Origin of the sequence: Bradyrhizobium sp. 192, from assembly GCF_023100965.1 — a bacterium.
GTDB lineage: Bacteria > Pseudomonadota > Alphaproteobacteria > Rhizobiales > Xanthobacteraceae > Bradyrhizobium > Bradyrhizobium symbiodeficiens.
In genome coordinates this window covers 2,925,751-2,950,970 of sequence record NZ_CP064690.1, presented here as the reverse complement: position 1 = coordinate 2,950,970, position 25,220 = coordinate 2,925,751, and the positions used below count along the sequence as shown (strand labels likewise).

At 63.5% G+C, this 25,220-nt stretch carries 27 protein-coding genes, 1 tRNA gene and 1 pseudogene; 20 read left to right on the top strand and 9 right to left on the bottom strand.

Annotation, left to right across the window (positions count from 1 at the left end):
- Nucleotides 1-148: 148 nt before the first annotated feature.
- From IVB24_RS13365 to IVB24_RS13345, 5 genes are all read right to left on the bottom strand, one after another.
- Nucleotides 149-385 (bottom strand): hypothetical protein, encoded by a 237-nt coding sequence (locus IVB24_RS13365; protein WP_247773156.1) that lies wholly within the window; start codon nt 383-385, stop codon nt 149-151.
- A 376-nt stretch (nt 386-761) separates the two neighbouring features.
- On the bottom strand, nt 762-1,262 hold the full coding sequence (locus IVB24_RS13360; RefSeq protein WP_247773155.1) for a hypothetical protein: 501 nt from the start codon (nt 1,260-1,262) through the stop codon (nt 762-764).
- A 153-nt stretch (nt 1,263-1,415) separates the two neighbouring features.
- The gene (locus tag IVB24_RS13355) at nt 1,416-2,375 is read right to left on the bottom strand and encodes a hypothetical protein (protein ID WP_247773154.1); all 960 of its coding nucleotides are present in this window, start codon (nt 2,373-2,375) and stop codon (nt 1,416-1,418) included.
- A gap of 600 nt (nt 2,376-2,975) precedes the next feature.
- Nucleotides 2,976-3,764, bottom strand: coding sequence for a hypothetical protein (locus IVB24_RS13350; protein WP_247773153.1), 789 nt, complete (start codon nt 3,762-3,764; stop codon nt 2,976-2,978).
- Between the two features lie 85 nt (nt 3,765-3,849).
- The gene (locus IVB24_RS13345; protein WP_247773152.1) at nt 3,850-4,632 is read right to left on the bottom strand and encodes a hypothetical protein; all 783 of its coding nucleotides are present in this window, start codon (nt 4,630-4,632) and stop codon (nt 3,850-3,852) included.
- A gap of 90 nt (nt 4,633-4,722) precedes the next feature.
- Between IVB24_RS13345 and IVB24_RS13340 the strand changes: the two genes are divergently transcribed.
- Nucleotides 4,723-5,097: an excisionase gene (locus tag IVB24_RS13340; protein ID WP_247773151.1), complete on the top strand. Its 375-nt coding sequence runs from the start codon at nt 4,723-4,725 to the stop codon at nt 5,095-5,097.
- 71 nt (nt 5,098-5,168) lie between these two features.
- Nucleotides 5,169-5,918, top strand: a pseudogene (locus IVB24_RS13335) (site-specific integrase); the annotation flags it as partial.
- Nucleotides 5,919-6,137: 219 nt separating this feature from the next.
- Here IVB24_RS13335 and IVB24_RS13330 read toward each other — a convergent pair.
- Nucleotides 6,138-6,214, bottom strand: a tRNA-Pro gene (locus IVB24_RS13330).
- Nucleotides 6,215-6,282: 68 nt separating this feature from the next.
- On the opposite strand from IVB24_RS13330, the gene IVB24_RS13325 reads away from it, so the two are divergent.
- The 7 genes from IVB24_RS13325 to IVB24_RS13295 all read left to right on the top strand — a co-directional run bounded on the left by IVB24_RS13325 (nt 6,283) and on the right by IVB24_RS13295 (nt 13,196).
- Complete coding sequence (locus tag IVB24_RS13325) at nt 6,283-7,272, top strand: L-threonylcarbamoyladenylate synthase (protein ID WP_247773150.1); 990 nt, start codon at nt 6,283-6,285, stop codon at nt 7,270-7,272.
- A 23-nt stretch (nt 7,273-7,295) separates the two neighbouring features.
- Complete coding sequence (locus IVB24_RS13320) at nt 7,296-8,723, top strand: FAD-binding oxidoreductase (protein ID WP_247773149.1); 1,428 nt, start codon at nt 7,296-7,298, stop codon at nt 8,721-8,723.
- The gene (locus IVB24_RS13315) at nt 8,720-9,181 is read left to right on the top strand and encodes a GNAT family acetyltransferase (protein WP_247773148.1); all 462 of its coding nucleotides are present in this window, start codon (nt 8,720-8,722) and stop codon (nt 9,179-9,181) included. The genes IVB24_RS13320 and IVB24_RS13315 overlap by 4 nt, the downstream gene beginning before the upstream one ends.
- Nucleotides 9,182-9,189: 8 nt before the next feature.
- Nucleotides 9,190-9,795, top strand: a complete 606-nt coding sequence (locus IVB24_RS13310) for an NUDIX domain-containing protein (protein ID WP_247773147.1) — start codon at nt 9,190-9,192, stop codon at nt 9,793-9,795.
- An 80-nt stretch (nt 9,796-9,875) separates the two neighbouring features.
- A complete protein-coding gene (locus tag IVB24_RS13305; RefSeq protein WP_247773146.1) occupies nt 9,876-10,805 on the top strand; it encodes a glycine reductase in 930 nt (309 codons plus the stop codon).
- A 36-nt stretch (nt 10,806-10,841) separates the two neighbouring features.
- Complete coding sequence (locus IVB24_RS13300) at nt 10,842-12,035, top strand: CoA transferase (protein ID WP_247773145.1); 1,194 nt, start codon at nt 10,842-10,844, stop codon at nt 12,033-12,035.
- A gap of 209 nt (nt 12,036-12,244) precedes the next feature.
- Nucleotides 12,245-13,196, top strand: a protein-coding gene (locus tag IVB24_RS13295; RefSeq protein WP_247768038.1) for an IS630 family transposase whose coding sequence is annotated in 2 segments (ribosomal slippage) — nt 12,245-12,585 and nt 12,584-13,196 — 954 coding nt in all. Because the reading frame shifts where the segments join, the coding sequence is not laid out codon by codon here.
- A gap of 12 nt (nt 13,197-13,208) precedes the next feature.
- On the opposite strand, the gene IVB24_RS13290 is transcribed toward IVB24_RS13295, so the two are convergent.
- On the bottom strand, nt 13,209-13,973 hold the full coding sequence (locus IVB24_RS13290) for an SOS response-associated peptidase (protein WP_247773144.1): 765 nt from the start codon (nt 13,971-13,973) through the stop codon (nt 13,209-13,211).
- Between the two features lie 62 nt (nt 13,974-14,035).
- Between IVB24_RS13290 and IVB24_RS13285 the strand changes: the two genes are divergently transcribed.
- The 4 genes from IVB24_RS13285 (at nt 14,036) to IVB24_RS13270 (ending at nt 15,966) form a co-directional block, all read left to right on the top strand.
- Nucleotides 14,036-14,536, top strand: a complete 501-nt coding sequence (locus tag IVB24_RS13285; RefSeq protein WP_094975654.1) for a hypothetical protein — start codon at nt 14,036-14,038, stop codon at nt 14,534-14,536.
- A gap of 18 nt (nt 14,537-14,554) precedes the next feature.
- Complete coding sequence (locus IVB24_RS13280) at nt 14,555-14,989, top strand: NUDIX hydrolase (RefSeq protein ID WP_247773143.1); 435 nt, start codon at nt 14,555-14,557, stop codon at nt 14,987-14,989.
- A gap of 46 nt (nt 14,990-15,035) precedes the next feature.
- Nucleotides 15,036-15,413 (top strand): TIGR02301 family protein, encoded by a 378-nt coding sequence (locus tag IVB24_RS13275; RefSeq protein ID WP_094892124.1) that lies wholly within the window; start codon nt 15,036-15,038, stop codon nt 15,411-15,413.
- Nucleotides 15,414-15,699: 286 nt separating this feature from the next.
- Nucleotides 15,700-15,966 carry a hypothetical protein gene (locus tag IVB24_RS13270; protein WP_094975656.1) on the top strand — a complete coding sequence of 89 codons (267 nt, stop codon included), beginning with the start codon at nt 15,700-15,702 and terminating at the stop codon, nt 15,964-15,966.
- Between the two features lie 170 nt (nt 15,967-16,136).
- Here the strand turns inward: IVB24_RS13270 and IVB24_RS13265 are convergent, their stop codons facing one another.
- Together IVB24_RS13265 and IVB24_RS13260 are read right to left on the bottom strand one after the other, a co-directional pair.
- The gene (locus IVB24_RS13265) at nt 16,137-17,003 is read right to left on the bottom strand and encodes a sulfurtransferase (RefSeq protein ID WP_247773142.1); all 867 of its coding nucleotides are present in this window, start codon (nt 17,001-17,003) and stop codon (nt 16,137-16,139) included.
- Between the two features lie 84 nt (nt 17,004-17,087).
- Nucleotides 17,088-18,422 (bottom strand): dihydroorotase, encoded by a 1,335-nt coding sequence (locus IVB24_RS13260; RefSeq protein WP_140477633.1) that lies wholly within the window; start codon nt 18,420-18,422, stop codon nt 17,088-17,090.
- Between the two features lie 101 nt (nt 18,423-18,523).
- Between IVB24_RS13260 and IVB24_RS13255 the strand changes: the two genes are divergently transcribed.
- The 7 genes from IVB24_RS13255 (at nt 18,524) to IVB24_RS13225 (ending at nt 25,220) form a co-directional block, all read left to right on the top strand.
- Complete coding sequence (locus IVB24_RS13255; RefSeq protein WP_247773141.1) at nt 18,524-19,405, top strand: folate-binding protein; 882 nt, start codon at nt 18,524-18,526, stop codon at nt 19,403-19,405.
- A complete protein-coding gene (locus tag IVB24_RS13250) occupies nt 19,402-20,028 on the top strand; it encodes a DNA-3-methyladenine glycosylase I (protein WP_247773140.1) in 627 nt (208 codons plus the stop codon). Before IVB24_RS13255 ends, IVB24_RS13250 begins: the two co-directional genes overlap by 4 nt.
- On the top strand, nt 20,025-20,639 hold the full coding sequence (locus IVB24_RS13245; RefSeq protein ID WP_247773139.1) for an HD family hydrolase: 615 nt from the start codon (nt 20,025-20,027) through the stop codon (nt 20,637-20,639). The genes IVB24_RS13250 and IVB24_RS13245 overlap by 4 nt, the downstream gene beginning before the upstream one ends.
- A 163-nt stretch (nt 20,640-20,802) precedes the next feature.
- Nucleotides 20,803-21,309 carry a protein tyrosine phosphatase gene (locus IVB24_RS13240; RefSeq protein ID WP_094975662.1) on the top strand — a complete coding sequence of 169 codons (507 nt, stop codon included), beginning with the start codon at nt 20,803-20,805 and terminating at the stop codon, nt 21,307-21,309.
- Complete coding sequence (locus tag IVB24_RS13235; RefSeq protein ID WP_247773138.1) at nt 21,306-21,503, top strand: hypothetical protein; 198 nt, start codon at nt 21,306-21,308, stop codon at nt 21,501-21,503. The genes IVB24_RS13240 and IVB24_RS13235 overlap by 4 nt, the downstream gene beginning before the upstream one ends.
- Nucleotides 21,500-22,468: an NAD regulator gene (locus tag IVB24_RS13230; RefSeq protein ID WP_247773137.1), complete on the top strand. Its 969-nt coding sequence runs from the start codon at nt 21,500-21,502 to the stop codon at nt 22,466-22,468. The genes IVB24_RS13235 and IVB24_RS13230 overlap by 4 nt, the downstream gene beginning before the upstream one ends.
- A 52-nt stretch (nt 22,469-22,520) precedes the next feature.
- Nucleotides 22,521-25,220 (top strand): DUF2339 domain-containing protein, encoded by a 2,700-nt coding sequence (locus IVB24_RS13225; RefSeq protein ID WP_247773136.1) that lies wholly within the window; start codon nt 22,521-22,523, stop codon nt 25,218-25,220.

Sequence of the window (25,220 nt, the reverse complement as noted above, 5' to 3'; positions counted from 1 at the left end):
CGGGAAACGCGGAGCTCGTTGGAAGCGTAGACGCCCTGGCGGCGATTGGAACGGCTAGACCGCTATCAATCAGTTTGGCGGCAATTGCCTCGAAGGTAATAGCGACGGGCTGTGGAATCCACAGCCCGTCGTCCGCGACTTGCCAATATCATGCAGTTGGGTGTGTCGATGCAGCGCTTGAAATCTTTGTGGCCATTTCTCTCATACGCTTTCCTACGGTGTAGTGACGCCGGGAGGGGCTTCTGTCCTCCCATGCACGCAATAGCTTCATTGCGACCAATTGATCCAAGAGCATGAGCACTTGATCATCAACGGTAACGAGATTTCCAAGCAAGTCAGATGCCCATGCATGGACCGGAGCATCATTGGCATTCATCTTTCTCATAGTTTTCTCCTCGGAGGATCCCGTTCGCGTCATGCGTCGGCGACCTCTGGGAAAGATTTACAAGTTTCGAAATTGCTCGATTACCAACCCCTTTTCCGCAAATGTTCGCCTAAGGCGACTAGCGGATAAATACCGGAATTTTCGCCTTGAAAACTCAGAAGCATTTGCAGAGGCGACGGAGCGGAACGCAGCCAAATGGTAGACCAGTTTGGCTAACCACGCATTGGTCGTTCGAAACCCCAGTTCAGAGCGGGAATGACCGACCAGCGCGCTGGATCAAAAAAAAAGGCGGGCTCGAAAGCCCGCTTTTTTCGACAACGTGCGCATCCGCCAACCTCGTAGCGGCTCTATACGACCGAGATACCGAAGTGGCCAATTAGGCCAAATACTTCTCTACAAAGTCGGTCACACTTCTGGTGTCGTCCCCTACGTCTATTCGACTCGAAGACCTCTCGAACTGGCACAGGCCATCTTTTTTCCCACGATACTCCAACAGTCCCATCGCATACATACCAAAGAGACGAGGAACGTAAGCAGCCACCTCATCAATGGTTTCTCCGTTGGCTTGCAAAAGCTCCGAGAAATCGTCGACAAGGGACGATATAGCTACTGGCGCTTCGATCCGCTCGATCTCGTCCGGTATTCCATGATCCTTCACACCAATGCTCTTTTCGAAATTCCGCGAGGGGCGCCACCGCCGCACTTTCCTTCCGCCGTACTTTTCGCCCCTCGCGATGTCGTGACCTTCGAGGCACCTCGTGATGAAGTGCATCCTTTGAGGTTTTGGTATCATCTCGAACTCGGGATCGTGAATTAGTAGACAGAGATCGAGAGTTCGGGCGATTTCAGCAATGATAGCGTCGAGCTTAACGTCCATTGAATTTCTCCTTGTTGGCCGCGACGTCGCGGCTGGACAAGGGTCGTTTACAAGTTCAAGTTAGCGCCTCTGTCCTCGCGCTAATCGCCCCGCCACTCAGTGAAACTTTAGAATTCGGATACCCGAGACCCAGCGAGGGCACGACGGCGGCTGTCATGCTGAGAGCCAGCAGCGGATTCTGCGCCGAACCACAATTGTCCGTCTGCTCTTTCGTCGAATAGGACCGGGGATACAGCTTCTGAGTGTCGCAGTATCGTCCCTCAAAGCGATGCGCTTGGCAGTCTTAAGAAGCTTTGCACCGCCGCCGCCCGCTACGGCGAGCTTGTCCAGGTGAAGGTGTTTCATCGCGTGGAAGAGGACAATCCGATCACCATGCCCGAGATCCGTCTTACCCTGCTTGAACTGCCGGAGAACTACGCCATCCGCGTCAACGACCGGCCGCCCTAACTCATCCTTTCGATCCCGCACCGACAGTCGATAGGTTTTGCATGGCGATTTCAGAATATACGCCGAGTGCGTGGGCAGCCGTCCCTGCTTGATCTTGCGGGTATGAGTAGCGTCCAAACCGTCGGCTATGGCGGCGTAGTGACCCGCCTGCACGAGCTTCCGGAGCCGCTTCTTCAACTCCTTATGCGACACCCCCCACACCAGAGCATGCAGGTGCCAGAACAAGCACTGCTTCCCATCGTACCGAACTCCGTGCTGCAAATTGACGTAATAGGCCGGTTCGATCATTCCAAAATAGGAGAACTCGCGCAGGCCATACCTGAGCCGGTTCTTGATGAATTCCAGGTCGGCTTCAGTTAGTCGGTCCTCCCGCGACCTAGCGCAGGTAATGTCCATGAGAGATACGAAATAGACATCCCGGGTGTGCGTGGTGCCACCCCCGCCGTCACAAAAGAAGCGCGATAATTCGTTGCTGACGGCTCGTCCCCAAATCCGACGAGAGAAGGAATTTACGGCCAGGAGATCGTGCCGAAAACTGCCTTTCGGCAGTTCGCGATCACCACGCGATAATGTGTGGCGTTTGCGAGACTTCTGAAACGCCAAACGCAGGGCCCACTGCTCTACCGCCTGCCAATACTCAATCTTCGCGTTTCGATAGAAAGTCATGTTCATCTCCAATCCGCTGCTGGAGATGCTTTACAAGTAGTCGCGTCACGCCATTTTGGCTGTAGGTAGCTCAAATTACCCAGTTGAGCGCTGTAGATCGTCTGTTGGTTGATTGGTGTGTTCAAGCAAGTAGCAAGCAAGCAGCAGTACCAGCAAGCAAGTAGTAGAGGCCGAACAAGAAATATTGTCCGGCTGCCCTGATGAGTAGCATTGCCCACTGGGCTACTACCGGCTTTCTCCACATCGAGCCGCAACACAGTTCGTCTGATAGCGCAACATTTCTGGGCCGAACCACGCGACCGCCATGAAGCCCCCTTCGCTTGCCCGGGGCAGCTGCATCTAAGCCATCGCAAGGTAGAGGTGGAACGCTCTATCTCTGACCGCCAAACAACTCCATGTTCATGGCTATGCGCTTCCGTGGTCTGCCGACCGTGTCGCGCCAATGCCAACTTGCCGCAGCCGCACAGTATATCAATATGATGTCTCCCTCGTTTTTGTGCGAGGAGCCGTCCATACCCTCAAAACAAAACCCCGCCGAGAAATCGGCGGGGTTTGTCCAAAGCCTGGGACTGCTTCGCTTTAAGCGAACAATGGTCTCAACTATTCCCAATCACCCCCATCGTCATCACGTCTCTTGTCTGTCCGCTTGGTTTTTGGTCTGGCGCCTTTTTTCTTGGCTACCAACTCGATGATCTTCTTTACCTCGATTGTCGGTGATTCATCGGGAGACATACGGACGTATCCGATGATCTTGATTCGAGTTTGGTCGGCAAACCGACCGAGCTTCTTGGTTAGTTTGGGCGAAAGGCCGACGGTGATTTGCTTGCCAAATCTGCTACCGGGCATGTTTTTCCCGGCTGGCTCGTCCCGATGCTGGTCGTCCTCATCTTCATCGTCCCGATTTTCGTTGGCTTCTTCGGGATCGTTCTTAGGTTGGTGCTCATCCTCGCTGTCTTCATCCTCGGCGGCCTCACCCTCACGGGATAGAGCAGCCAACCGCGCGAGCTTCTCGATTCCGCCGTGGTCGGGGATTGCCTTCGCAATATTCTCGACAGAAATTCCTTGTTTCACGATTAGGTACCACAACGCGCTTGCCCGCTTCGAAGCTTCCTTCTTGTCCGTAGATTGGGCGTCAAAAATGAAGATCAAAGCAGCGTAGAGGACGTCCTTCCCTCCCATCTTCTTGCGGTATCGAGATTCGATGATCTCGTTGGCCTTTACCAACGAAGCCGCCTCGGCGGCACGTTGCATGGATTGGTACAATGCTTTCCGTTGGCCTTTTTCGAACTCCTTGAATTCCTGTTTTGCGGATTCAAGTTTGGACAGCACTTCCTCGTATGAGAGCGTATTGATGGTTGATCTTTTCACAGAATCGGGGAGCGAGGTCATCGCAGTCTCCTTTGTGTTGCAGGAGCAGCGAATGATCTCCAGTTACGCGGACAAGAATACTCCCCCAAAAAAATCCACGTTGGCCCTATTTAATTGCTTTACCGGTTAGATGCTCTCTAACGATCTTCGAAACGTCTGGGAGAAACGCTTCGCGCGTGGCATCGGTCCACGTCTCGCCTTGCTCTTCCCAGCGTCTCTTGAAGTCAGCGAGGCTAGCTTCGATCTGATCTTCCACGACCTTCTCGATCAACGATGATGCCATTTCAGCAGATACGCCAGATTTCTCGCGGCGGCGCTGCGCCAGAAATTCCAGAAAATTGGTATCTTCCTTATATCCGGCCATAGGGTTGAAACGAGGGTCCTCGGCTTTGCCGACCAACTTCCGAAGATAGCTCAACTTCATTCCGTACTTGGACTTGAACGGCTCTCTCTTTTTTAGGAGTTCGGCAACTTTCTCATCAGTCGTTGCCGATGGATCGATTCGCTTCAGCTCCCGAACGTCCATCATTAGCTCAAAAAGAGCGCCGTCATCCCATTTTTCGCGGGCCCCGCTTTTCTTGAAAGTCACTTCAATAGTAGCCTCCAACAAGATGCGCCAATGCCATGGGTTAATCGGATCCAGCGCACAAAAAGCAAAAACGTCGCGCAGAAGACGATCCGCCGGATCGAGGGCATCTAGAGTTAAAGCGTGCTTAGTGATGCCTGCATTCACAATAGTATCAGCAATGCCTCGGTTGTTCGTTGAACCCTCCTCCCGAACAGCAACCTCGGCAACCTCGATCACTCTCTTGCGAACGCTTACCAAGCGCCGCACTTCATCGGCAAAATTGCTTTCAAAGCTCTTTCTCCGATCGGCGGTGCTGGCCATCTTGGACATTTTCCCCACCCTATTATTGTCCGCGCATTTGCTGCCTCTTGTATAGCAAGAGGATCGATTTTGACATCGAAAAGTGCTATTATGAAAGCTGTCACTAACCACCAAGACGTTTCTGCCGATGATCCGTTGCGATTGGCCGTGGCCGCAAAAATTGCCTTTCCAGATGGCTCAATGACGGCGTCCGGGCTGCGCAGAGAGGCTGCGCGCGGTCGGTTGAACATCGAGCGCATCGCGGGAAAGGACTTCACCACACTCGATGATATCAAGCGAATGAGAGAACTATGCCGCGTCCAAGCAAAGGAGCCCGACTGTACAAACGAAAAGCGCGATACAGCGGCAGAAAACTCGTTCACCAGGCCGTCTGGATCATCAAGGACGGAGATCGCCATATCGGCACAGGATGCGTTGCGGGCCCGTCTGAAACAAAGCCGCCTGCAGAAGCAGAGCAAGCCCTAGCGAACTACATCGCTCAAAAGTACCAACCCGAACGCCGCCGACAGGACATCGAGGATATCGATTGCGCTGACGTGCTGTCGATTTACCTGACTGATATCGGTGAGCCCGGCGAGCAATTCGAAATCGAGGCCAGAATCGAACGGCTCAACGAGTTCTGGGGCGGCAAGAAATTATTGGCGGTCAATGCTCAGACTTGCGCAGCCTACGTCAAACGTCGTGGCAACCGCGGCGGCGCGCGCCGCGACCTTGAGACATTTCGCGCCGCAATCAACCATCATGCGAAGGAAGGATTTCACCGGGGGGTAGTGCGCGTGTCACTTCCGCCAAAGGGTGAGGCCCGCGACCGGTGGCTTACCCGAAAGGAGGCAGCAGCGCTAATTTGGCACTGTTGGCGCTATCGGGAGAAGCAAACCATCCATTCCGGAAGTTCAAAGGGTGACCCGATAGGCACAAACCGCCGGCCTTTGAGACACATTGCCAGATTCATTTTGATCGGTCTTTACACTGGCACCCGGGCTGGCGCGATTGCCGCAGCGTCGCCCTATGCGGAGCCCGGCCGATCTCATGTCGATCTTGAGCACGGCATCTTCTATCGTAAGCCTATCGGCAAGAGGGCCACCAAAAAACGGCAAACGCCGGCCCCCATACCGCCCCGGCTGCTGGCTCACCTTCGCCGTTGGACGGACCGCAAGTTGATCGCCAACTGCTTTGTCGAGTTCAACGGCAAGCCGGTGGCATCGGTCAAGAAGGGGTTTAAATCGGCTGTGGGGCTCGCCCATCTTCCTGGCAGGGTGACCCCGCACACCTTACGCCACACCGCTGCGACCTGGCTGATGCAGCGCGGCGTGCCGATCTGGGAGGCGGCCGGGTTCCTGGGCATGTCGCCCGAGGTCCTGCAGGACACCTATGGCCATCATCATCCGGACCACCTGCACGGGGCGGCAACCGCAATTGGCCAAAAGGGCCGGTACGTTTCGGTGGCCGAAACGGTGGTCAACTTGACCGAGGATCGAAATCAGAAGAAAAAGCCTAATGATTTCTGGTCGGAGTGGCAGGATTCGAACCTGCGACCCCTGCGTCCCGAACGCAGTGCTCTACCGGGCTGAGCCACACTCCGACAAGAGGCCGGCTTATAGCGTCGGGTTTGGCGCACCGCAAGCGGCCGAGCTGAGGAATTTTATCCCTGTGAAAACGGGTCTTGAAACGCTGATTTTACCGGCAGGCCACGCCGGCGCCGAGGCTGCGGCCCGCACGCTGGCCGCCGGAGGGCTGGTCGCGTTTCCGACCGAGACCGTCTACGGGCTCGGGGCGGATGCGGCCAATGCCGCCGCGATCGCCCATCTCTACGCCGCCAAGGGGCGGCCGGCCTTCAATCCGCTGATCGCCCATGTCCCGGACATTGCGGCCGCGCGCCGGATCGGCCGGTTCGACGCCCGCGCGTTGAGGCTCGCGGAAGCGTTCTGGCCGGGGCCGCTGACGCTGGTGGTGCCGAAAACGGACAACTGCCCGGTGGCGGATCTCGCCACCGCCGGCCTTGATACGGTCGCGATCCGCATTCCCGCCCACGCGGTGGCACAGGCGATCCTGCGCGCCTTCGGCGGGGCCGTGGTGGCGCCGTCCGCCAATATCTCCGGCCACGTCTCACCGACGCTGGCGGCCCATGTCGAGAGCGACCTGGCGGGCCGGATCGACCTGATCGTGGACGGCGGGCCTGTTACGGTCGGCGTCGAATCGACCATCGTCGGCTGCCTCGACGCGCCCATGCTGCTCCGGCCCGGCGGGTTGTCGCGCGAGCGGATCGAGGCGGTGCTGGGCGCGCCCCTGGCGCGACCGCCGGCGGAGACCGAGAATGACGACAGCCAGCCGCTGGCGCCGGGCATGCTGGCCTCGCATTACGCGCCGCGCGCCCAGGTGCGGCTTGGCGCGCAGGACGTCGCGCCTGATGAAGCGCTGCTGGCGTTCGGACCGGCGCGCCTTCCCGGCGTCGAGGGCGCCGTCGCCGTCATGAATTTGTCGCCCACTGCCGATCTCGATGAAGCCGCCGCCAATCTGTTCGGCTATCTTCGCAGCCTCGATGCGAGAGGGCCGCGGGCGATCGCGGTGATGGCGATCCCCGAGCAAGGACTTGGCGAAGCGATCAACGACCGGCTGCGCCGGGCTGCGGTCATGCGATAAGAAGCTTGAGAAGAGACACGAAAATGAACATCAATCAATCCGCCACGCCTCCCCTTGCGCCCGAGCTGCTCGACCAATTCCGCAAGATCGTCGGCGAGCGCCACGCGATCACCGATGCAGCCGATATCGAGCCTTACGTCACCGAGGAGCGCAATCTGTTCCACGGCTGCTCGCCGCTGGTGCTGCGTCCGGGCTCGACCGCTGAGGTCTCCGAAATCTGCAAGCTCGCCTCCGCACACAGAATCGCGCTGGTGCCGCAGGGCGGCAACACCGGGCTGGTCGGCGGGCAGACCCCGCACAATGGCGAGGTGGTGGTGTCGCTGCGCAGGCTCGACAAGATCCGCGAGGTCGACTCGGCGTCCAACACCATGACGTGTGAGGCCGGCGTGGTGCTGCAGATCGCGCAAGCGAAGGCATCCGACGTCGACCGGCTGTTTCCGCTGTCGCTGGGCGCGGAAGGGAGCTGCACCATCGGCGGCAATCTCTCCACCAATGCCGGCGGCACCGCCGCGCTCGCCTATGGCGTCGCGCGCGAGATGGCGCTGGGGCTGGAAGTGGTGCTCGCCGACGGGCGCGTGCTCAACACGCTCTCGAAGCTGAAGAAGGACAACACTGGCTACAATCTGCACAATCTCTTCATCGGCGCCGAAGGCACGCTCGGCATCATCACGGCGGCGACCCTGAAACTGTTTCCGAAGCCGCGGGCGATCGAGACGGCCTATGTCGGGCTGAAATCGCCGGAGGCGGCGCTCAAGCTGCTGGCGATCGCGCAAAGCGAGGCCGCCAATACGCTGACGAGTTTTGAGCTATTGGCCGAGATGGCGGTGGATTTCTCGGTCCGGCACGGCATCGATGTGCGCGATCCTCTCGGCGAGAAGCATCCCTGGTACGTGCTGATGGAGCTGTCTTCCCCTGGCGACGATGCCCGCACGCCGCTGGAGACGATCCTGGCCCGCGCCATGGAAGAGGAGATCGTCGACGATGCCGTGATCGCGGCCAACCTCACCCAACGCAACAATTTCTGGAAGCTGCGCGAGGAGATGTCGGCGGCGCAGAAGCCCGAGGGCGGCTCGATCAAGCACGACATCTCGGTGCCGATCGCCGCGGTGCCCGCGTTCATCGACGAAGCCAACGCCGCGGTGGTGAAGCTGATCCCGGGCGCGCGGCCGGTGCCGTTCGGCCATCTCGGCGACGGCAATCTGCATTACAATGTCAGCCAGCCGATCGGGGCCAACACCGCCGATTATCTGGCGCGCTGGCACGATGTGAACGCGGTGGTGTTCGAGATCGTGCTTCGCATGGGCGGCTCGATCTCCGCCGAGCACGGCATCGGCGTGCTCAAGCGCGACGAACTGCCCGAGGTCAAGGACAAGACCGCGATCGAGCTGATGCGCGCGATCAAGGCGATGCTCGATCCGCACGGCATCATGAATCCGGGCAAGGTGCTGTGAGCGCGTCGGTCTCGCCTGCTCCGCTCGCAATCGACGCCATCACCGACGCCGATGTCGAGAAGGTCGTCGCGCTGTGGCAGCGCTGCGGCTTGACGCGTCCGTGGAACGATCCGCATGCCGACATCGCCCTGGCGCGCCGGCGCGACAATTCCACCGTGCTGATCGGCCGCGACGCCGGCGCCATCGTGGCGACCGTGATGGTCGGCCATGACGGCCACCGCGGCTGGGTCTATTACGTCGCGGTCGACCCGGACGGCCGCAAGCGCGGCCATGGCCGCGTCATGATGGCGGCGGCCGAGGACTGGCTGCGCGCCGCCGGAATTTCGAAGCTGCAGCTCCTGGTCCGCCGCGAGAATGCGCAGGCCAATGCGTTCTACCAGTCGCTGGGGTTCGAGGAATCCACCTCGGTGATGTTCCAGAAGTGGCTCGACGGCCGCGAAACCACGCCCAGCAGCTGAGATCAAGCATGACCATTTCCGACCGCGTCCGCATCAAGGACGTCCGCGTGCTCTCGGACGGCTGGACCACGCTGAAGACCACCACGTTCGAGTACCGGCGCGCGAGCGGCGAGTGGCAGACGCAGCACCGCGAGACCTATGAACGCGACAACGCCGCCGCCGTGCTGCCGTATAATCGCGCACGGCGTACCGTGATCCTGGTGAAGCAATTCCGCCTGCCAGCCTTCATCCGCGGTTACGACGATCTGCTGATCGAAGCGGCGGCAGGCGTGCTCGACGACGCCTCGCCGGAGGTGCGAATCCGTGCCGAGGCCGAGGAGGAGACCGGCTATCGCCTGCACCACGTCCACAAGGTGTTCGAGGCGTTCATGAGCCCGGGCGCCATCACCGAGAAGCTGCATTTCTTCGTCGCCGAATACGAACCTTCGATGCGCGTCAGCGACGGCGGCGGCCTGGAACACGAGGGCGAGGACATCGAGGTCCTGGAGCTCTCGATCGACGAAGCGCTGGCGATGATCGCGGACGGGAGGATCATCGACGCCAAGGCGATCATGCTGCTGCAATATGTGGCGCTGCACGTGTTTCGGGAGCCGCCACCGCATCCGCAATTCTGACCTGCGCGGCGACGGGGCCTGTTGAGCTCATGGCCGACTATCTCTAGTCTGTCGCCAACCAAGAACCAGGAGACGCGCCCATGTCCACGCCGCGCGACGACGAATTCGGCTTTGCGCCCGACTACGATGCCCCCGTCCCCTACATGCAGCGCACCCGCGATTATTACGCGGCGATCGGCTACACCACGGCGTATCGCTGGGCGCATTACACCGAGGCGCCGTTCCAGCCGCTGAAGAAGCCACTGGCAAAGTCGCGCGTGACCATCATCACGACCGCCGCGCCGTACGATCCCGGCAAGGGCGACCAGGGGCCGGGCGCCGCGTATAATGGTGGCGCGAAGTTCTACCAGGTCTATGACGGCGACACCTCGAAACAGCACGATCTGCGCATCTCGCATATCGGCTACGACCGCAAGCACACCTCGGCGACCGACAACGGCACCTGGTTTCCGCTGCCGCAACTCCTGAAGGCGTCCGCCGCCGGCCGCATCGGCGAGGTCGCGCCACGCTTCTTCGGCGCGCCGACCAACCGCAGCCATCGCGTCACGCTGGACACCGACGCGCCGGACATTCTTGCGCGGGCCGTCGCGGACAAGGTCGACGTCGCGGTGCTGGTGCCGAACTGCCCGGTCTGCCACCAGACCACCGCGCTGGTGGCGCGGCATCTCGAGCGGAACGGCATCCCGACCGTGATCATGGGCTGCGCCAAGGACATCATCGAACACGCCGCCGTGCCGCGTTTCCTGTTCTCGGACTTCCCGCTCGGCAATTCCGCCGGCAAGCCGCACGACGTCGCCTCGCAGGCGCAGACGCTCGAACTGGCGCTCGAGCTGCTCGAGAGCGCGAGCGGCCCGCAGACCACGATGCAATCGCCGCAGCGCTGGAGCGAGGACGCGTCCTGGAAGCTCGATTACAACAATGTCGCGCAGCTTTCGCCGGAAGAGCTGGCACGCCGCCGCGCCGAATTCGACAAGCAAAAGGAGATCGCGCGCGGCAACCGCGCCGCCTGACGTCCTCCGATAAAGTAATCAAAAGGGGAGAGCGACGTGACGCGACCGTTCGAGGGCGTGAAGATCCTGGATTTCACGCAAGTGCTGGCCGGCCCCTATGCGAGCTATCAGCTCGCACTGCTGGGGGCCGACGTCGTCAAGGTCGAGCGGCGCGAGGGCGAGGACATGCGCCGCACGCCGCTCAGCCGCGAATGGGCCGATCGCGGCCTCGCGCCGGCGTTTCAGGCCGTCAACGGCAACAAGCGCAGCCTGACGCTCGATCTGCAGAAGCCTGAGGCGATCGCGATCGTGAAGAAGCTCGCAGCGACCGTCGACGTCGTCATGGAGAATTTCCGCCCGGGCGTGATGGACAAGCTCGGCATCGGCTATGAAGCGCTATCCGCAATCAATCCAAAACTGATCTATTGCGCGGTCTCGGGTTTCGGCCAGACCGGCCCGGATCGCCTGCGCCCCGGCTATGACGGCAAGATGCAGGCGCTGTCGGGCATCATGGCGATCACGGGGCATCCCGAGACGGGACCGACGCGCGCGGGCTTTGCGGTCTGCGACGTGCTGTCGGGCGCCACCGCCGCGTTCGGCGTGTCGAGCGCGCTGTATCAGCGCGACCGCACCGGCAAGGGCCAGTTCGTCGACGTCTCCATGCTGGAGGCGACGATGGCGTTTCTGTCGGGGCAGATCGCGGACTGGTCGGTTGCCGGCCATCGACAAACACTCTCGGGCAATCAGGCCGTGAGCCGCAGGACCACGGCGAATTTGTTCAAATGCGGCGACGGCCACATCCTGCTGGCCGTCAACAACGAGAAGCAGTACCGCGCGCTGATGAGCGCGCTCGGCCGCGAGGACACGCTCGCCGACCCGCGCTTTGTCGACTGGTTTTCCCGCAACGAGAATGAACCGGCGCTGCGTGCCATCATCGAGGAAGCGCTCGCGGCCAGACCGGCGCGCGAATGGGAGACGATTTTGGAGGACGCCGGCGCGCCCTGCGCCAGCATCTGGAAGGTCGAAGAGGTGATCGACCATCCGCAGATCAAGGCTCGCGAAGCCATCCAGCAGTTGGACACGCCCTACGGCCGCCTGCGCTTTGCCGGCAGCGGCTTCAAGCTCGCCCATGGCGGCGGCCGGCTGGACCGGATGGCGCCGGAACTCGGCGCGGATACCGACGCCGTGCTGGACGAGCTGGGGTTTGACGCCGCAGAGATCGCGCGGCTAAGGGCAGCAGAGATTGTTTGAAACTCCGCTGCCGTGGGTTTGGCAAAGCGAAGCGTGCCCACCATCGCGCATCGAGTAATAGGACGGATGGTGGGCACGGCGCGTTGCGCCTTTGCCTACCCTACGGCACCGCGGCTAGAGCATTTTCCAACCTGTCGGAATCGGTAGGGGATTCCCTTGCGAGGCAAATTGTGATTCACCCTGAGGGCTGGTGATGGAGGCCAGCCCCCATGGCTAAACCGCTGTCGCCGGACCTTCGCATTCGTATTATTCGGGCTGTGGAAGATGAAGGCATGAGCCGTCGGGGCGCCGCTGTTCGGTTCGGCGTGGCGCCCTCGACAGCGATCGAACTGGTTGGCGAGTGGCGAAGGACCGGCGCCTGTGAGGCGGGAACGCAGGGCGGAGACCGGCGTTCAGCTCGGATCGAGGGTCACGCTGCGGAGATCCTCTCCCTGGTCAAGGTTACGCCTGACATGACGCTGGCCGAGATCGCTGACCATCTCTTCAAAGTCCACGGCGAGCGTTTCGTGCCGAGCGTGATCTGGCGATTCTTCGATCGTCGCAACATCACGTTCAAAAAAAACATCGCACGCCAGCGAGCAGGATCGGCCGGACGTGGCCGCTGAACGCGCAGCGTGGAAGGCGTCTCAGCCTGAGATCGGCATCCATCGGTTGGTGTTCATCGACGAGACGGGGGCTTCGACCAAAATGGCGCGGCGCTACGGCCGTTCGCCGTACGGCCAGCGCTGTGTCGCCGCGATCCCGCATGGTCATTGGAAGACGACGACCTTCGTCGGCGCGCTTAGAGCGACCGGTATGACCGCGCCGATGGTCCTCGACGGCCCCATGGATGGTCCGGCGTTCGAGGCTTACGTGACGCAAGTCCTGGTACCGACACTCAAGCCCGGCGACATCGTGGTGATGGACAATCTCGCAGCACACAAGCGGACCGAGATCGCCATCGCAATCGACGCGGCGGGCGCTCAGCTCCTCTATCTCCCGCCTTATTCGCCCGACCTCAATCCGATCGAAATGGCCTTCGCAAAGCTCAAAGCCGCCCTGCGAAAGGCCGCCGCCAGATCAATCCAGGCTTTGGACAATGCTATCGCCCTCACCACAGCCGCCTTCACCGCCCAAGAGTGCCTGAACTTCTTCGCCGCGGCAGGTTATGATCGCGCCTGATCAGAATCTGCTCTAGAACAACGAGCCCTGCCCGTCATCGGCCGGCCCGGCCGCAACCTTCCGCGCCATCTTCTTCGGCTTCGCCGCCTCTGCTTCCGCCGCCATCTCCCCCGCGCTGATCGGCAGCAGCAGCTGATCGTCGTCATTGGCGACGCGGTTGACGCGGGTGGAGACCGGGTGCCAGGCGAATTCGCCGATGCGTGGTGCCGTCATCAGCGGCAGGATCGCATCGACCTCGTCGCCCCTGATGTCGAGCCAGCGCTCGAAATCGCGCGGGCTGATGGTGACGGGCACACGGTCATGCAGCGCGGCGAGATCCTCGCCCGCCGCGGCCGTGACGATCGCGACGGTGTCGAGCTCCTCGCCGTTCGGCCCGGCCCAGGTCTCGAACACGGCAGCGAAGCCGAGCGGCGCACCGTCGGCGCGGTGGATGAAGAAAGGCTGCTTGCGGCCGTCCTCCATCTTCCATTCGTAATAGCCGTCGGCCGGGATCAGGCCGCGCCGCCGACGAATCGCCCGCTTGAACGCGGGCTTCTCCAGCACCGTTTCGGAGCGGGCATTGATCAGGAGCGTGAACCCTTTGGGGTCCTTGACCCAGCCCGGCAAGAGGCCCCAGCGCATCAGACGGAAATGGCGCGCGCCGTTCTCGATCCAGACGACCGGAATCGGTTGTGTCGGAGCCACATTGTACCGGGGCGGGAAATTCGGCTGCTCGACATAGCCGAACAGTTGCCGCAAAGCCGCGGGGGCCGAAGTTATGACGAAGCGTCCACACATCCCGGGTGTCTATATAGGGTCCGTTCAGGTCCTTTTAACCCCGAACGTTAACACTGCGGCAGATGAGCTCAACGGCCTCCCAACCCGCGCGGACGCATGCACAGACGGGCCCCGAGGCCGCCGACTGGGCGGAACGGCTGCGTGTGGCCAATATCAACCCGCGGACCGGGCTGGCCACCGACTATCTCAACCATTTCAATGAAGCCGTGATGCTGCTGGAAATGATTCCGGACATGCCGGAATGCGCGGAAGATTTTTTGACCTGGTCGCCGCTGTCCTATGCCGAGCATTTCACGGCATCGAACTTCAAGGCGCGGGACCTGGCCATCGAGGCCTATGAGAAGGCCGATCCGAACGTGCGGGCCCGGTTCGACCACATCACCCAGACACTGCACTCGATCCTGACCGCGGTCGGCACGGCCATGCGCGAGGTCGAGAAGGATCAGACCCGCATCAAGCTCGCCGAGCAGGCGACCCTCTGGGTCCAGCCGCTGATCGCGGCCTGCGGCGGCATCATTCATGGTGGCGCCGACGCCGACGTCGAAACCATCATGGCGAACTGAGCCGGGATTCCTGAAGACATGTCGGCCATCGTCCAGCCCACCCGTCCCCAGATCGCGGTCAGCGCCGCGATTTTCCGCGACGGCAAGGTGCTGCTGACCCGCCGTGCCCGTTCGCCCGCCAAGGGCTTCTATTCGCTGCCCGGCGGCCGGGTCGAATTCGGCGAATCGCTGCACCAGGCCCTGAGCCGCGAAGTCGACGAGGAAACCGGACTCGAGATCGAGATCATCGGCCTTGCCGGCTGGCGCGAGGTGCTGCCGACCGCGCCCGGCGCCGGCCACTATGTGATCATGTCCTTTGCCGCCCGCTGGGTGGCCAGGGAGCCTTCCCTGAACGACGAGCTCGACGATTACCGCTGGGTCGCCCCCGACGCCCTGGCTGGCCTCGGCGACCTCAAGCTGACCGAAGGACTGGAAGAGGTCATCCAGTCCGCCGCGCGGCTGATCGGACACTGACGCTCCGCCTTGCGTCCACCGCCCCGAGGGGGCATACACCCCGCCGATGTCCACGCGATTTCTGGCCATTTTTGCCCTGATTCTCGCCTGCGCCTCCGTGCCCGCGCGGGCCCAGGACGTGGCGGCGCCGTTCGACGCCGATTTGCAGCGGCTGGCGGAGATTCTCGGCGGCCTGCACTACCTGCGCGGCATCTGCGGCTCCAACGAGGGCAACAAATGGCGCAACGAGATGCAGGCGCTGATCGATGCCGAAACCCCCTCCGGGGAGCGCCGCACCCGCATGATCGCCGGCTTCAACCGCGGCTATAACGGCTTTCAGCAGACCTATCGCAGCTGCACGCCGGCCGCGACCGTGGCGATCCGCCGCTATATCGAGGAAGGCTCGAAGATCTCGCGGGATCTGACGGCGCGCTACGCAAATTGATCTCGCCGTCATTCCGGGGCGCGCGCTGAACCCGGAATCCATCAAACCGCAGAGTTGGTGCCCCGATGGATTCTCAGATGCGCAATTGCGCATCGTAGCTCGCGACTTCGTCGCGTCCCGGAATGACGACCGGCTAGACGCGAGCGCGCGACGGGAACCCTGTCATCGACTTTGTTCACAGCCGTTAACCGTTCCTAAAGATGTGGCCTAGCGGTCGTTAATGCGCGTGCTACACCTCTCGCACAGCGCATCGCCGTGGATCGCGCCCCAGCCCTGATCGAGTTTCATGAGCCATCCGATTTCCTACGCCCCCGACCGCGCGCCGCTGCCTGATCACGAGCAGAAGCAGGCCGCACTGAGCTATCTCAACGAGGCCTGGGCCGAAGCGCGCCATGAGGGCGTCGACGGCGACTGCCTGGCGCAGGCCAGCCTGTTTGCGGCCTTCGCCGAGCTCGTCGGCACCTATGGCGAGGACGCGGTCGCCAAGTTCGTCGAGGGCTTTCCCGGCCGCATCCGCAACGGCGAATTCTCGGTCACGCTCGCGAGGCAGTAAGCTTTCAGCGAAAATGACCCCGCCACACGGGCGGGGCCAGTCGACGGATGAATGACTTTGCGAAATTCTTCGCGAAGTCTGCCGCGTTTATCGCACGGAAGCCGCCTTCGGCGGACAAGCATTAATCTCGCGATGGTCGGGAGATGTTCCCGCAGCACTCGGGAACGTGCCTAGTCATCCGTCTCGATCGGCAGCGCCGGATCCCTCGCCCATTCACCCATCGAGGCGTCGTAGAGCGTCAGTCTGTCGTAGCCAAGCTGCGTCAGCAGGAACAGGTCGATCGTCGCCGAGATGCCGCCGCCGCAATAGAGAATCACGTTCTTGTCGGGCGTGACGCCCTGAGCGGCGAATTTTGCTTCCGCATCCGTAAGGCTGGTCAGCGTCTTGTCGGTGTTGACGAGCGTAGCGGCCGGTACGTTGACGCTGCCGGGAACGCGGCCGGGCCGGCCGTAGCGGCTCGGCTCGAGGCCGCGATGAAATTGCGGCCCGAGCGCGTTGACGATGACCGTCGAGGGATCGCCGATCCGCGCCTTAGCAACGTTCTTGTCGACGAAGAAGCCGGCGCGCGGCGCGGCCTTGAATGTCGTGGCGGGATACCCCTTCGGTGCGCCTGTTGCGACCGGCCGCCCCTCCTCCTTCCATTTGTCGAAACCGCCGTCGAGCACATGGACATCGACGCCGAGCGAACGCAACATCCACCAGAACCGCGTCGCCCACATCATCGTGCCGATGCTGTAGAGCACGATGGTCTTGCTCGCATCGAGGCCGTGGCGGCCGAAGGCGGCTTCCAATTGGGCGACATCCGGCATCATGAAGAACTGCTGCGACGAGGTGTCGGAAAACTCGCCTTGCAGGTCGAGGAAATCGGCGCCAGGGATGTGGCCGGCCGAGAACGTCTTATCGCCGGGGACGGCGCGATAGGGTGCGTCACTGCCCGGCGGGACAGGCTCGTTGTAGGTCGTGCAGTCGTAGAGGCGGAGATTGGGATCGCCGAGCATGGCGGCAAGTTGCTCAGTGGTGATGAGGGTTTGGGTCATCGGATTGCGCTCCCGTTCAAGAGGAAATGTAGACCTCTCCCCTCGTCATTGCGGAGACATCACGCCTCCCCTAACGGCAATAGCCTACTGCTTCAACGTCTCCAGAAACCGCACCGGCTCGCCTTGCGACGGCGTCACCAGTTCGCCCTGCCACATCACGCGGCGGCCGCGGATGAAGGTGCCGACGGGCCAACCGGTGACGCGCAATCCGTCATAGGGCGTCCAGCCGGCTTTCGACGCCACCCATTTGTTGGTGATGGTCTCGCTGCGCTTCAAGTCGACGATGGTGAAGTCGGCATCGTAGCCCGCGGCGATGCGGCCTTTGCAGGCCATGTTGTAGAGGCGCGCGGGGCCGGCACTGGTGAGATCGACGAAGCGCGCCAGCGACAGCCGGCCCGCATTGACGTGATCCAGCATCAGCGGCACCAGCGTCTGCACGCCGGTCATGCCGGAGGGCGAGGCCGGATAGGTCTTCTGCTTCTCCTCCAGCGTATGCGGGGCGTGGTCGGAGCCGAGCACGTCGATGATGCCCTGCTCGATGCCGCGCCAGATGCCGGCGCGGTGATCGGCACCGCGCACCGGCGGGTTCATCTGCGCCAGCGTACCGAGCCGCTCGTAGCATTCGGGCGCCACCAGCGTGAGATGATGCGGCGTCGCCTCGCAGGACGCGACGTCCTTGTGGTCGCGCAGGAACTCGATCTCTTCCTTGGTCGAGATGTGCAGCACGTGGATGCGCTTGCCGGTCTCGTGCGCGAGCTTGACGAGGCGCTGCGTCGCCATCAGCGCCGCGGTCTCGTCGCGCCACACCGGATGCGAGCGCGGGTCGCCCTCGACGCGCAGCGATTTGCGGTCGTTGAGGCGGTATTCGTCCTCGGCATGGAAGGCGGCGCGGCGGCGGATCACCTGGAAGATGCGGCGCAGGCTCTCGTCGTCCTCCACCAGCAGCGCGCCGGTCGAGGAGCCGATGAACACCTTGACGCCGGCACAGCCAGGCGCGCGCTCCAGCACCGGCAGATCCTGCACGTTCTCGCGGGTGCCGCCGATGAAGAACGCGAAATCGCAGTGCATGCGATGATGGGCGCGCTTCACCTTGTCGGTGAAGGTGGCTTCCGTCACGGTCAAGGGAGAGGTGTTCGGCATCTCGAACACGGCGGTGACGCCGCCCATCACGGCGCTGCGCGAGCCGGTCTCGAGGTCTTCCTTCTGCTCCAGCCCGGGCTCGCGGAAATGCACCTGCGTGTCCATCACGCCGGGCAGGATGTGCAGGCCCTTGCAGTCGATCACCTCCGCGGCCGAGGTCTGCGACAGCGGGCCCAGCTCGGCGATACGGCCGCCGGCGATGCCGATATCGCGAACATTCTCGCCGTCCTGGTTGACGACGGTGCCGCCCTTGAGGATCACGTCGAAACGCTGGGTCATGGCTGAAGGCCCCTCTCGTCCCCAAGCGCAGGGCTTGAGGTCTTGTCGTTTATGCCTCGCGGGCTTACGTTCCGGAGCAACATGTCGCAAGAGATTTTCGCATGAAATCAGCGTTTCTTCCCGACCGGGGCGTGGTCAAGATCGCGGGCGAGGATGCGCGCAACTTCCTCAACGGCCTGGTCACCACCGACGTCGACCGGCTGAAACCGGGCCTGGGGCGATTCGGCGCGCTGCTGACGCCGCAGGGCAAGATCATCGTGGATTTCCTGATCACGGAAGCACCCGCGGGGCACGGTGGCGGGTTCCTGATCGACTGCCCGAAGGCGCTCGCCGAAAGTCTCGCCACCAAGCTGAAATTCTACAAGCTGCGCGCCAAGGTCACGGTGGAAAACCTCTCCGGCGATCTCGGCGTGCTCGCCGCCTGGGACGGCCAGCCCGCGGCTCAGCCCGATCTTGCCTTCGCTGACCCGCGCAATGTTGCGCTCGGCTTTCGCATCCTGATCCCTGAAGATCTCAAGAAGAATCTATCTGACCTCATCGGGGCCGAGCTGGTCGATGCGACCGACTACGAAGCGCACCGCATCGCGCTCGGCGTGCCGCGCGGCGGGCTCGATTTCATGTACAGCGATGCGTTTCCGCACGAGACCAACATGGACCGGCTTGCCGGCGTCGACTTCGACAAGGGTTGCTATGTCGGCCAGGAGGTCGTCTCGCGCATGCAGCATCGGGGCACCGCACGCACCCGCAGCGTGAAGGTGCTGCTCGACGGTGCCTCGCCCGAAGCCGGCGCGACCATTCTCGCCGGCGACAAGCCGGTCGGCACCATCGGCTCGACGTCCGGCGGCAAGGGCATTGCCCTGGTGCGCATCGACCGTGTCGCGGAGGCGCTCGATGCCGGCCAGCCGCTCACCGCCGGCGGTCTCGCGTTGAAGCTGGCAGAACCCGACGTCGTCCGTATTCCCGCGAAGCAGCCCATCGCATGAGCCGAGCCCCTCGTCTGCATCCCGACGGAAAGACTCGCTGCCCCTGGCCGGGCGATGACCCGTTCTACGTCGCCTATCACGACACCGAATGGGGCGTGCCGGAGTATGACGACCGCGCGCTGTACGAGAAGCTGATCCTCGACGGCTTCCAGGCCGGCCTATCCTGGATCACGATCCTGCGCAAGCGCGACAATTTCCGCAAGGCCTTCGACGATTTCCAGCCGGAGAAGATCGCGCGCTACAATGCCAAGAAGGTGCACGCGCTGATGAACGACGCCGGCATCGTGCGCAACCGCGCCAAGATCGACGGCACGATCGCGAGCGCGAAGTCCTATCTCGATATCATGGAGAAAGGCCCGGGCTTCTCGAAGCTGCTGTGGGACTTCATGGACGGGCGGCCGCTCGTCAACCATTTCAAGACGACCGCGAGCGTCCCGGCCTCGACGCCGCTGTCGGTGCAAATCTCGAAGGAGCTGTCCTCACGCGGCTTCAAATTCGTCGGCCCGACCATCGTCTATGCCTTCATGCAGGCGACCGGCATGGTCAACGACCACCTCGTCGACTGCCACTGTCACGCCAGCTGCAGCAAGACGCAGCGCAAGACGCGCCTCAAGGTCAAATGAGCGCGAAGAAGACTGCACGCGACGTGGCGTCGCGCGCCTGGCAGCGCATGCTGTCGGGACGGCGGCTCGATCTGCTCGATCCCTCCCCGCTCGACGTCGAGATCGCCGACATCGCGCATGGGCTGGCGCGCGTCGCACGCTGGAACGGGCAGACGACCGGCGCGCACATCTTCTCGGTCGCACAGCACACGCTGCTGGTGGAGACCGTGCTGCGGCACGAGATGCCGCGCGCCGACCAGCGCCTGCGGCTCGCAGCGCTGCTGCACGATGCGCCAGAATACGTCATCGGCGACATGATCTCGCCGTTCAAGGCCGTGCTCGACGGCCATTACAAGGCGGTGGAGATGCGCCTGCTCGGCGCCATCCATATCCGCTTCGGCCTGCCGCCGGTGCTGCCCGAGGAGGTCACGTTGGCGATCAAGGCCGCCGATCGCGGCGCAGCTTACCTCGAGGCGACCGAGCTTGCCGGCTTCAGCGAAAGCGAGGCGCGGCGCCTGTTCGGCAAGGATCCCGGCCTCTCCGACAGCGTCCGGCGCGACTACCTCACGCCCTGGACGGCGGCGCGGGCCGAGAAGCAATTTCTGGAGCGGTTCGGCGCGGTGTTCGCGTAGGCGCCGCAGGGTGGGCAAAGGCGCCCTGCGCCGTGCCCACGTCCTTTCGCGTTTGCGACAACGGTGGTGGGCACGCTTCCGCCTTCGCTCTTCGAGCTACGGCGGACATGTCGCTTTGCCCACTCTACGACACCGGTTATAATCGCCGACAAAAAGGTCCCCCATGATCCACGTCTGTTCCCTCGCTGCGCTTCCCGAAACCGTCCGCCTCACCGGGGCCAGCCACGTGCTGACGGTGATGGCCAATGTCGAACAGGTGGCACGGCCGGTATCCGTACTGCCCGCCAACCATCTCAAGGTGTCGATGGACGACATCACCGAGGAGATGGACGGTTTCGTCGCACCGTCCGAGATCCATATCGATCAGGTGCTGAACTTCGTGCGCGGCTGGGACCGCGGCGCGCCGCTGGTGGTGCATTGCTATGCCGGCATCAGCCGCTCCACCGCGAGCGCGTTCGCGGCGGCCTGCGCGCTCAATCCAAACCGCGACGAACTCGAGATCGCGCAGAAGATCCGCACAGCCTCGCCGATCGCCTCGCCGAACCGGCGCATCGTCAGCCTGGCCGACCGTGCCCTGGGACGCAACGGCCGCATGCTGCGCGCGCTCGACGAGATCGGCCCGGGCGCGATGATGGTCGAGGGCCGTCCCTTCGTGATCGAGCTCGAATGAGGCGAGCACGCCACATCGCCGGTGCGGATCGAGCATGGCGGCTCAGCAAGTTCGTGCGCAGATGTTTCCGCATCGTCATGGCCGGGCTTGTCCCGGCCATCCACGAGCTTTCCCGCGGTACGAAGAACGTGGATGCCCGGGACAAGCCCGGGCACGACGAATTTGTGGCAGCACCTGCGATCGTCATCGCATGAGCGAGGCGCTGCTGACGCCGATCGAGATCGGCCTGACCGCGGCGATCGTCGCGATCGAGGGGCATGAGCCGTTGATCCTCACCGCGCGCGGCAGTGACGGGCTTGCCGGCCTGCCGTTCGGCCCGTTCGATGCGCTCGCGCACCGCACCTTCGAGATCGGCCTGCGCGCCTGGGTCGAGGAACAGACCGGCTTGCGGCTCGGCTATGTCGAACAGCTCTACACGTTCGGCGATCGCGGCCGCCATGCCGAGGCCGGCGACACCGGAGCCCATATGGTGTCGATCGGCTATCTCGCATTGACGCGCGCGGTGGACGGCGAGCTTGCGGCGAATGCGGCGAGCTTCGCGCCATGGTATCTCTTCTTCCCCTGGGAAGACCGGCGCGAGGAGCCGCCTGCGATCATCGCCCGCGACATCATTCCGGCGCTGACCGAATGGGCGGCGGAGGAGACGCCGGAGACGACGCGCGCGCTGCCGCGCAAGGATCGCGTGCGGTTCTATTTCGGCCTCGACGGGGCGGCCTGGGACGAAGAGCGCGTGCTCGACCGCTACGAGCTCCTGTACGAGGCGGGGCTCGTCGAGGAAGCGCGGCGCGATGGCCGCCCTGCGGCATTGGCGCGCAAGACGCTGCCCCCGCTCGGGACCTCGATGCAGTTCGATCACCGCAGGATTCTCGCTACCGCGATCGCGCGGCTGCGGGCAAAACTGAAGTATCGTCCCGTCGTGTTTGAACTTTTGCCGCCCGAATTCACACTTACCGAACTGCAGCATACGGTCGAGGCGATCTCCGGCCGACACCTGCACAAGCAGAATTTCCGCCGCCTGGTCGAAATGGAAGCCCTGGTCGAACCGACCGGGGTGATGTCGACACAGACGGGCGGACGGCCGGCGGCGCTCTACCGCTTCCGCCGCGACGTGCTCCAGGAGCGGCCCGCGCCGGGATTGCGCGTGCGCTCCCGGCGCTAAACTTCAAGGATACGCGGGACCGGCCCCTGCGCGCCGGTTACCTGGAGGCTTCATGTTCGACGGCCCGTTTGACGTCTTTGCGCTGATCATCGCGATCGTCGCCATCCTGATCGCCATCAAAGCCTCCAGCCAGGCGGCCGAGCTGCGCCGGCGATTCAACGTGCTCGAAGAGCGGTTTTCCGCCCAACGGCCGGTCCAGCCGCCGCCGCTCACGCCTTTCTGGGAGGAGGCGCCCGTATCGGCGGAGGCTGCCGCCGAGCCGCCGCCGCTTGCCCCGGAAGTCGAGCAACTGCCCCCGCTCGTCACCGAAGACGCTTCCTCGCCTTCATTCGAAACCAGCACCGAGGCCGGCGCACCGCCGCCGCTGCCCGCGCCGGCGCCCGGCTTCGAGGAGCGGCTCGGCACCCGCTGGGTGGTGTGGATCGGCGGCCTTGCGCTGGCGCTCGGCGGCTTCTTCATGGTGCGCTATTCGATCGAGGCCGGCCTGCTCGGCCCCGGCGTGCGCGTGTTCCTGGGCGGCCTGTTCGCAGCTGCGCTGCTCGGGGCCGGCGAGTGGTCGCGTCGCAAGGAAAGCATTTCCAACATCCATGCGCTCCCGATCGCCAACATCCCGGCGATCCTCACCGCCGCCGGTACCGCAGTGGCGTTCGCGACCATCTATGCGGCTTACGCGCTCTACGGCTTCCTCGTGCCCGCGACCGCCTTCGTGCTGCTCGGCATCGTGGCCATGTGCACGCTCGCCGCCGCACTGCTGCACGGACCCGCGCTCGCCGGCCTCGGCGTGGTCGGCGCCTTCGTGACACCGCTGCTCGTCTCCAGCGGCAAGCCGGACTATTGGGCGCTCTACATCTATCTTGCCGTCGTCACCGCCGCGAGCTTCGGCCTCGCCCGCATCCGGCTGTGGCGCTGGCTCGCGGTGACCACCATCGCTTTCGCCGTGTTGTGGATCTTCCCGGGTCTCGACACCGAGCAGGTGGAGGTCGCGCCGCACGCCTTCCATGCCATCGCAGGCTTCGTGCTCGCCGCACTGCTCGTCGTCTGCGGCTTCATGTTTGGCCCCGAGATCGAAGACGGCGAGATCGAGCCGGTCTCGTCGAGCTCGCTCGGCGCCTACCTGTTCGGCGCCATGCTGATCGTGCTGTCGAGCGCACATGCGGATCTGGCGCTGATCGCGTTCGCGCTTCTCGTCGGCGCGACGTTGCTCGTCGCCTGGCGTGCGCCGGCGGCCACCGGCGCGCTCGGCGCGGCCGCGGCGACCGTCTTCATCGTGTTCGCCGAATGGGCGGTGCGCGCCAATCCCGATATGCTGGTGCTGCCCGGCGGCGCGATGTCCGGTATCGGCCCGACCGCGATCGACAGCTCGGTGACGCTGCATCTGGTGATGGCCGCGATCTTCGCCATCGGCTTCGGCGTTGCCGGCTTCCTCGCGCAGGGACGCTCGAATTCGGCAATCATTCCCGTGGTGTGGTCGGCGGCGGCTGTCGCGACGCCGATCGCTATCCTCGTCGCGCTCTACGCCCGCATCGCCCATCTCGACCGCTCGATCCCGTTCGCGATCCTGGCGGTACTGCTTGCAGCCGCCTTCGGCGCCGCGACCGAAGCGCTTTCGCGCCGCGAAGATCAACCGGGCGTCGCGGTCTCCACGGCCCTGTTCGCGACCGGCACGCTTGGCGCGCTGGCGCTGGCGCTGACCTTCGCGCTGGAGAAGGGCTGGCTGACGATTGCCTTGGCGCTAATGTCGTGCGGCACCGCATGGATCTCGCTGCAGCGGCCGATCCCGGTGCTGCGCCGGCTCGCGGCGATCTTCGCCGCGATCGTCACCGCACGCATCGTCCACGATCCGCGCATCGTCGGCGATGCCGTCGGAACCACGCCGATCTTCAACTGGCTGCTGTGGGGCTACGGCCTGCCGGCGGCCTCGTTCTGGGGCGCGAGCGTCTTCCTGCGCCGCCGCGCCGACGATGCGCCGCTCCGCATGGTCGAGACCGCCGCGATCCTGTTCACCGCGCTGCTCGCCTTCATGGAGATCCGGCACTTTGCGACCGGCGGCCGCATGACCGCGGCCCCCTCCTTGCTCGAATTCGCGCTGCAGGTCTGCGTCTCGCTCGCGATGGCGATCGGGCTGGAGCGCCTGCGGCTGCGCAGCCGCAGTATCGTGCACAATGTCGGCGCGGTCGTGCTGACGGCGATCAGCGGGCTCGTCAGCGTGTTCGGCCTCCTGATCCTGGAAAACCCGCTGATCTGGCGCACCGACGTCGGCGGCGCGGTGTTCAACCTGCTGCTGCTCGGCTATGCGCTGCCGGCGGTGCTGATGCTGCTGCTGTCCTATGCGGTGGTCGGCCAACGGGGCAAGGTCTACGCCAACACGATTGCGGGCGGCGCGCTGCTGTTCGCCCTCGCCTATGTCACGCTGGAGATCCGCCGCTTCTATCACGGCCCGATCCTCTCGACCGGCCCGACGACGGGCGCCGAGCAATACACCTATTCGATCGGCTGGCTTGCCTTCGGCGTGATGTTGCTGGGCGTCGGCATTCTCGTCAACTCCGAGCGCGCGCGGCTGGCCTCGGCCGCCGTCATCGCGCTGACGATCCTCAAGGCCTTCGTCATCGACATGTCGACGCTGACCGGCGTCTACCGCGCGCTGTCGTTCATGTGCCTCGGCATCGTGCTGGTCGCGATCGGCTGGCTGTACCAGCGCATCCTGTTCCGGCGGCAGGTCGCACCGCCGCCGGCTCCGCAGACGGGCGCGTAG